The 7,152-nt window shown below is 46.4% G+C and carries 4 protein-coding genes; 1 reads left to right on the forward strand and 3 read right to left on the reverse strand.

Going from position 1 to position 7,152, the window contains the following annotated elements; genetic code table 11:
- The 3 genes from C5745_RS18220 to C5745_RS18230 all read right to left on the reverse strand — a co-directional run bounded on the left by C5745_RS18220 (position 1) and on the right by C5745_RS18230 (position 5,404).
- Positions 1-3,684: a SusC/RagA family TonB-linked outer membrane protein gene (locus tag C5745_RS18220; RefSeq protein ID WP_207795845.1), complete on the reverse strand. Its 3,684-nt coding sequence runs from the start codon at positions 3,682-3,684 to the stop codon at positions 1-3.
- A gap of 123 nt (positions 3,685-3,807) precedes the next feature.
- Complete coding sequence (locus tag C5745_RS18225; protein WP_105718448.1) at positions 3,808-4,758, reverse strand: FecR family protein; 951 nt, start codon at positions 4,756-4,758, stop codon at positions 3,808-3,810.
- A gap of 79 nt (positions 4,759-4,837) precedes the next feature.
- Positions 4,838-5,404 carry an RNA polymerase sigma factor gene (locus tag C5745_RS18230; protein ID WP_105718449.1) on the reverse strand — a complete coding sequence of 189 codons (567 nt, stop codon included), beginning with the start codon at positions 5,402-5,404 and terminating at the stop codon, positions 4,838-4,840.
- A 166-nt stretch (positions 5,405-5,570) separates the two neighbouring features.
- Between C5745_RS18230 and C5745_RS18235 the strand changes: the two genes are divergently transcribed.
- Positions 5,571-7,049 carry a TonB-dependent receptor gene (locus C5745_RS18235; protein ID WP_105718450.1) on the forward strand — a complete coding sequence of 493 codons (1,479 nt, stop codon included), beginning with the start codon at positions 5,571-5,573 and terminating at the stop codon, positions 7,047-7,049.
- Positions 7,050-7,152 lie beyond the last annotated feature (103 nt).

A 7,152-nucleotide genomic window follows, 5' to 3' on the forward strand; every position in this document is an offset into this window, starting at 1 on the left:
TTAAAACGTGACTGCTAACCTTACACCTATAGGCATAGACCATGGCGTTACATTGTACCGCTCTATGCCCTGCTTGAATTGTATACCCCCGCCCTGCGTACCGGCTTCTTGCTGGAAAGCCTGCTCCGGATCGACACCGATCTTGGCTTTCGTCCAAAGAATCAGATTACGGGTGTATAAAGACACCGAAGCATTTTGCATCGCCAGACGTTTTATCCAGGCGCCGGGTAGTTTATAACCGACGGACAGTTCGCGAAGTTTGATATAGGAAGCGTCGAAAGTAGAGGCTGCCATGTAATCCCATGGATAGTTATCCGCATAAGGAAGGTATTTTGTGCCTTCTTCGCCTAGATTTTCGGTATATCCCGTGATATTGCCATCGGCATCATACTGTGCAATAACACCGGGGTTGAATACAGCGAAGTCGCCATAATTCACGCCGTCTATGACGAGCGGATAACCGCCCATTTCCGGTGTAGGCCCACCAACGATCCGGAATTTGTTTCCGTCCACGCGAACGAGATCATTGTTTATCAGGTATTCGCGTAGTTCCGCGCCTGCCATACCGCCCGGGTTGATTAGGTTGTCGAGAAAGCGCTGTGTGCGCAGGTTTGATTCCGAATAGCGATATGTCTGGGACATGAAGTCTCCTCCGAAGCGCATATCCAATGCGGCACTCAAGGTGAAGTTTTTGTAAGAAAGTGTGGTTTGAGCACCTAGTAGGAAGTCTGGATTGAAATTTCCGATCTTGTTCCGAGTGTTATTGATCCGGATCTCTTGCCAGGAACCGTTCTCATCTAGAATTGGATAACCGTAATAAGGAGAGCTGGGGTCTTCAACTACAACAAGCTTGGAGTCGTATAGATCGCCGATTTCCTCGCCGACATAGGTCCGCGCTCCGCCGCGCCCTTCCGTCCAGAATGAATAAAACTCCATGCCTTCAGTCAGTGATTTGATTGTAGTGCGGTTTCTTGACCAGTTCACAGAGATATCCCACATCCAATCGGTGGTTTTGATCGGCACACCACCGAGCACCAACTCATAGCCTTTGCTGCTTAGCTTACCAGCATTGATGTTGACCGAGTTATATCCGCTGGAACTGGGCAAGGAGGTAGGAATTATTTGGTTTTCATTATCGATGTGATAATAATTGGCTTCCAGCCGTAACCGGTTTCCCCATGCAGCGCTCTCGATCCCTAACTCATAAGCAGTAGATTTCTCGGGCTTAAGCGTTGGTGTGAGCAGGCTTCCTGATTTTGTGAGGCGTATGACATTGCCTCCCCAAGCACCTGCGTTCCCCAAAGTGTTGTATAGACTGTACGGAGCAGTGTCGTTTCCGACCTGTGCTATACCTCCGCGTAGCTTCAGCAGGTTGACCGATTTAGGCATATGCAATATGCGGTCTAGCAAAAGACTCACCGATGTGGAGGGATAGAAATAGGACCTGTTTTCCGCTGGCAATGTACTGGACCAATCGTTACGGGCTGTCAGATCAAGATAGACCATGTCTTTATAGCCGAGATTTGCAAAACCGTAGATGCTATTGACAGCTTTCTCGGCTATGCTACTGCCGTACGTGAGACCTGCAGGGGAGATGTTACCCAGTGTGTACAGTCCGGGTGTAATTAGGCCTGCACCTTGGGTGGATTGAGCTTGTGTTGTCCGGGACTGGTAATAGCGGATGTTTCCGCCTGCGGATGCTGACAGTGTAAAATCCGACAACGACTTACGATACGTAGCTAAAAAATCAATGTTTTGTTCTTGCTGACGCATGCCGATGATACCATAGGCGCCTCTGGGCTCGTTGGTGTAGCTGAAAGGCACTTTGGATTCGCGTTCTTCGTGATACATGTCGAGCGCATATCGAGCCATTAGATTAATGTCAGAAGTGATTTTCCAATCTAGCTTTGCGTTCCCGAATACGCGGTCCCGAACGAAAGCATTATTGACTTCGTATGCCAAAAAGTAGGGATTATTGTATTCTCTAGGATCTGCTGATAGTTGCTGTACTCCTTCGCTTCCGGGGACCCAGTAGTTTTGTAGGTCCAAAATATTGATGTGAGGGGATACCTTGTAAGCCCATTCCATCGGGTTAGCCCCGCGATTCGTGGCGGGACGATTATTGGAGTTATTTCTGCTGATATCCACCTGGGTGCCTAAGGTCAGGTTTTGGAATAGATTTACAGAAGAGTTTATGTTTATCGAATTGCGGAACAGATCTGAATTGGGGATAATTCCACGATTACTCATATTGGCATAAGCAACACGGTAGTCCATTCGTTGGTTGCTATTTGCGACGGCAATCGAATTGGTGGTGGTTATGCCGGTTTGCACAAAATTCCGCACATTGTTTGGATGGGAGACCAGAGGGATCGGAATGGGATTTCCGTTTTCATCCAGCGGGCTATTCCATTGCACGGCCAGATATCCCTTGTCCAATTCTGGTCCGACTCCTGCTGCGGATCCCTCTTCGATGACGAGCTTGCCTCCTGTCAACGGGTTGTCGGGCGTGAAAGGCAATACGCCTGAAGCAAAGCGAGAATGCATGTCTAGGAATTGGTAGGGTACATCGAAAACGGTATTGCTACCGACATCAATGGAAAGTTTCTCCATTCCCTTTCCGGACTTGGTGGTAATCATTACGACCCCATTTGCTGCGCGTGAACCGTACAGCGCGGAAGCGCTTGCGCCTTTGAGTATTGATATTTCAGCAATATTTTCGGGATTGATACTGGCAATGGCATTCCCGTAATCTACCCGGTTGTCACTACCGATCTCACTGATATTGTTAATGGAGTTGATGATGGGAACACCGTCGACGACGAATAATGGTTGGTTGTCGGTCAAAGAGGTGGCGCCCCGTATGACCATATTGATCGATGAACCTGTTCCACCGGTTGAGCTGATGGATACGCCGGGGATTTTGCCGGCAATTCCGGTCAGTACATTTTCGTTGTTTGTGCGACTAAGCTCATCACCACCGATTTTACCAACGGCGTATCCAAGGGAGCGTTCTTCCCGTTTTAGGCCTAGGGCCGTGACAACTACTTCACTAAGCTCGTCAGACGAGGGGACTAATTGAAAATTTGCCGTGGTAGTGGCCGTGGCTTCTACCCGTGGAATGTTGCGGCGCTGGGTAGCGAAAGCGAGGTATCCAACTTCTATCGTATAGGTTCCCGGTCGGACAACGAGCTCGAACCTGCCATCGTTGTCGGCGACTAACGTTCGGTCGAGTTCAATAATTTTTACGGTGGCACCGGCCAACGCGTTTCCGGCTTGATCGGTAACGCGTCCGGCTATTTTTCCGCTACGTTGTTTGGTTAATAGATTAACCGCGATCATCTGATCGAACGGCTCGAACTGCAAGGAGTGCTTTTGAGCCAGGTATTCGAGCAGCGAACCCAAATTGGTTATTTTAGTAACAGCATTGTCTACGACTAAATGCCGCACATTGGAGGCATAGGAAAAGGTGTACCCACTTTGCTTTTCGATCGTGTTAAATACTTGTTCCAAAGTGATGTCGCTTTTAGACAGCACGACGGGGGTATCTTTTATAGCTTGGCTTTTTCCTTCGATGGCGAGCAGCGACAGGGATGTAGAGAAACAAATAGCCAAAATTAAAGAAGCTCTCATAATGATCCAGACGGATTTATTAAATGCACTTTTTTGTGTAGTTTTGTTCATAAGTTTTGATGATTGTTGATAAGAAAACGCATTAGGACTGTTTATAGCGGAGGTACGCCAATACTTCCGCTTTGTTGTTTTTATGGGCTTTTGTTGTTCATTTTTTGAAACATGGGTTGTTGTTTATTGGATATGTATTTGATTTCCGTCGATTTCATACGATATATCGGACACGGCCTGCAAGACTTTCATTACCGTGGTAAGGGGTTCATTGCGTATTTTAATGGTTATACTTTTCTTCTTCACCTGCTCGTCGGTAAATGTAAAGTCGACTTGATAACGCCGAGAAAGGGCACTGGTAACAGTCTCGAGTGCTTCGTCGCGAAATACAAGTGTACCCTCGCGCCAAGCATGTAGTTCGTCCACATCGTCTACGTGGCCTCGGATAACCTCCTTGTTGTCTACTAGGTATCCAAACTGGTCGCCGGGATGTAAGACCTGCGCGGGCTGGCTATTACCTTTTATATAGGATTGCACACGTCCGGATACCACCGCTACGCTGCGCTTACGCTCTTCTGGATAATTGGTTACGACAAAGGAGGTGCCCAGTACTTCAATTGCTAGGCTGTCTGCGAATACCGTAAAAGGCTTCAAAGTGTCTCGTTTTACATCGAAGTAGGCTTCTCCTGTAAGACGTAGCTGTCTAGCGACCTGATTGTAGTTTTTCGGGTAAGCTATTTTAGATCGGGCATTTAGCCATATTTTGGAACTATCGGATAAGGTGATTTTAAGAATTCCCGTTCCCGGGTTTTCTGTCACGAGCCAAACATCGTCGTTGTTTTGTTTTTGGCTGTTGTTTAGTAAATAGGCAATGGTGAAAAGTGCAATCAAACTGGCTGCAATATGTAATGACCACCTCCAAATCGTATTCTTGGGATATTTTCTGGCGGAATTGGCATGAAGAATGTTCGCCCGCATACGTGCAGAAGAATGGACATCCGGGGCATAGCTATCATCTTCTTCTGTCGGTATATCGTCCAATTGATAGCCGTAGCGCGCGAGTATGCCTTCGAGCGTCGCTCTTTCGTCTTCCGATATGGTGCCCCGTAGGTATTTGTCAATCAATTCTCTCATATAATGAAGCGCCTATTAGAGGCGGTGCTTTATAGATATACCGAAGATGTGGGCCGCGACCTTTACTGTTTACAAAAACTTAATATAGGCCGATGAGCGAAAGGACGAATAGATGGGCGGCGCTTAGGTTTTCGTCAATATGTGGACGGATCTGTCGCCGGAGCTCCCGTATAGCTTTTACCATTTGGCTTTCGACAGTGTGGATAGAAATGTCGAGACGGTCGGCGATTTCTTGATAAGTTAAGTCTTCGAAACGGCTCATTTGGAATATCTGTTGACGGCGTGGGGGCAACTCGTCTATGGCTTTTCGAATAACTTCTTGAAGGTCTGCTAGCGATAGGCGTTGGTCATTTTCCGCATATTGCTGAATTTGATTGCTATAGGCCTCCGCCAAACGTTGGCTGGCCAAATTTTTTCGGTGATCGTCGACCAGTAGACCTTTAGCGATGAGGTACAATGCGCGTTCAGATTGCATCGTTTCCGACCTACCTGTAGAGACAAGTTCCCACCAGCGTATAAACGTCGCCTGGACAATTTCTTCAGCCATATAGGTGCTGCCTGTCCTTTTTAGCACGAAGGCGTACAACATGCGATGTTGTTCGGCGTATAACGTTTCAAACCGGTGTTCTAGCAGGCTTCTAGTCATGATGTTTTCTGAATCGTATGCGATACGAGTACAAATTACTGGTTTTTAGTATTAAGATAGCGTTAAATTTAGCGAAGCTTTACTAATTTTAAGATTGTTTTGTTTTTATCTAGAATAAATCTAAATTCGCATAATTTAAAATCAGTCTAAACAATTTTGATTTGTCATGCGAAAAATATTAATTGTTCTCTGCGTCCTGACTTACACCGTTTTGTACGCACAACAAAAGGCGGAAGTTACGGGTAAAGTGCTTTCAGCCGATAACGAACCTGCTATAGGAATTACGGTTAAGATAGACGGTTTCGAGAAGACGTCATTTACTGATCAAAACGGAAACTACACATTTAACGGTATCGATACGGGAAGGTATGTTTTAGCTGTTTCGGCTGTGGGGATAAAGCCGCAGTCGCGCCAGGTTTATATCCGACCGGGCGAGACCGTAGTCCCGACAATTTATCTATCGGAAAACAGATCTGCGTTGGAGGAAATAAATATTTATGGCGTATCGAATAAATACAGCAAAAAAAGCAGTCCTTACGTGGCGAAGATGCCCTTGCGCAACTTGGAAAATCCACAATCGTATGCCGTTGTTACCAAAGAGCTGTTACAGAGCCAGGTAAACACCAGTTTTGACAATGCTTTGGCGAACGTTTCTGGCGTTGATCAGCTGTGGGGGGCTACCGGCCGGCCAGGAGACGGGTCGTCCTATTACACGTTGCGCGGCTTTACATCACAGGCTGCTATGGTTAACGGGGTGGTTAGTATAGCGAGTGCGAGTCCCGATCCGGCAAATCTGGAAATGATTGAGGTAATTAAAGGGCCTTCCGGTTCTCTATATGGTGGTGCGGCGATTGGCTTTGGTGGTTTGATCAATAATGTAACAAAAAAACCACTGGATACCTTCGGCGGACGTATAAACTATATTTTTGGCTCGTTTGAACAACATCGGGTAACGGCTGATGTGTATGGTCCGCTATCAAAAGATCGCAAACTTTTGGGACGCATGAATGCGGCTTTTACCAGTACGGGTAGTTTTCAAGATGCAGGATTCAATCGGTCGTTTTTCCTCGCTCCGTCGTTGATGTACAAGGCAAATGACCGACTAGACATTCAGCTTGATGCGGAGATATACCAGAATAAAGCAACAAACCCCTTAATGGTGTTTCTAAACCGCCGTAGGGAACTTTTCGCACGCACGCCCGGGGAATTGGAGTTTGATTTTGATAAATCGTACACGGATAACGATGTCACGTTTAAGAACCCGATGGCCAATATACGTGGAAACGCAGTCTATCGGATGAACGATCAGTGGACCTCTAATACAACGGTAAGCTTCAATCAACGGGAATCGGATGGATACTTTCAATATGTGATGTTTTTGCAAGCGGATAATGACACCTTGATCGACCGTTTTGCAGGAGACCAAGACTACGTGGCAAAGGTTGTGAATGCGCAGCAGAACTTTGTGGGAGACTATAGGATAGGGGGGATGCGTAATCGTACCTTGATTGGTGTGGACTATCTGTTTCAGCAGGCGGAAACCCATAATTCACCTTACGTTCTGGTAGACCAGATAAATACTGCTTATGATGACCCTAATTATTATACGTTCAACGCGGCGAAAATGAGGCTGTCTCAAAAGTAATTTTTGAGCAGCCTTTTTTTATTTTCTACTATTCTCCACATTATTTCTATTTTTTGTTGATATTTTATTCATCTATCCTGTTGTATATCAGCGTTCTGATCCC

It is taken from the genome of Sphingobacterium haloxyli, from assembly GCF_002980525.1.
Lineage (GTDB): Bacteria > Bacteroidota > Bacteroidia > Sphingobacteriales > Sphingobacteriaceae > Sphingobacterium > Sphingobacterium haloxyli.